Genomic DNA, 1,327 nt, shown 5'->3' on the forward strand with positions numbered 1-1,327 from the left:
CGAACCGTCGGCGCCTACCGGCAGGTCATTCACAGGCGTCACCTTGACCGTCATCGTCGCATCACTGGATGCGGCGCTGGCGTTGTCATAGACCTTGTAGGTGAAAGTGCTGTACGGATCGCCGTTGGCATCGGCGACCGGCACGAAACGCAGATGGCCGAGGTTGATCTCCGCCGTGGTCACGCTGGCGCTGGCGCCGACGTCCTGCCATGCACCACTGACGAATGCCTGCAGCTTGCCCGCACCTGGCGCGGCCGAGATGCTGACCCTGGTCATCGCATCGCCGGTGTTGAAGTCGCTGAAGTTGAAGTCCGACGCGCTGAAGACGTAGTTGGTGTCCTCGGCCGTGGTGACCGCGCCACCAGTGCTGGTCGGTGCCACGTTGGCCGAGGTGATGGTCACGGCGACCGGCTTCGCATCGGACAACGCGCCATCGGAGACCGACACGCTGAAGCTGTCGCTCTGATCGCTGCCGTAGCTGTTGGCCGTGTAGCTCACCTTGCCGTCGATGACGTCCTGCTGGGTGAACGAGGTCGCGGCAGTGCCGTTGGCCTTGATGGTGCCCTTGCCCGGTGCTGAGGTGACGGTGTACGTCAGGCTGCCGTTGCCGGTGTCGACATCGGTCGCGTTCAAGTAGCTCGTGCTAAGCGTAATAGTCGCACCCTGCGCCACAGTCACCGGCGAAACCGCCAGCACCGGCGCGTCGTTCACCGGATTGACCGTGATGCTGACGTTGTAGGTATTGCTGCCAAAGCCGTCGCTGACGGTGTAGGTGAAGCTGTCCGGGCCGTTGTAGTCTGCGGCCGGCGTGTACTCGTAGCTGCCGTCGGCGTTAAGGGTCAACGTACCGTGCGACGGGCCGGTCGCGCTGGCGTAGGTGACCGGATTGTGTTCGACGTCAGTCGCTGCCGGCAGGTTGCCAGTCGCCCTGGTGTCTTCGTTGGTCGTGATCGTTCCGTCAGCGGCCACCGGTAGGTCATTGACCGGGGTGACCTTGACGGTCATCGTCGCATCGTTGGACGCGGCGCTCGCGTTGTCATAGACCTTGTAGGTGAAAGTGGTGTACGGATCGCCGTTGGCATCGGCGACCGGCACGAAACGCAGATGGCCGAGGTTGATCTCCGCCGTGGTCACGCTGGCGCTGGCGCCGACGTCCTGCCATGCACCGCTCACGTAGGCCTGCAGCTTGCCGGCACCCGGCGCCGCCGAGATGCTGACCTTGGTCATCGCATCGCCGGTGTTGAAGTCGCTGAAGTTGAAGTCCGACGCGCTGAAGACGTAGTTCGTGTCCTCGGCCGTGGTGACTGCGCCGCCAGTGCTGGTGGGC

General features: G+C 64.1%; 1 protein-coding gene. It reads right to left on the reverse strand.

Features of this window, described 5'->3' with window-relative positions; all coding sequences use genetic code 11:
• On the reverse strand, positions 1 to 1,327 hold a 1,327-nt coding region (locus NX774_RS23260), incomplete at both ends, for a cadherin-like domain-containing protein (RefSeq protein ID WP_258824677.1).

This window comes from Massilia agilis (assembly GCF_024756255.1).
Lineage (GTDB): Bacteria > Pseudomonadota > Gammaproteobacteria > Burkholderiales > Burkholderiaceae_D > Telluria > Telluria agilis.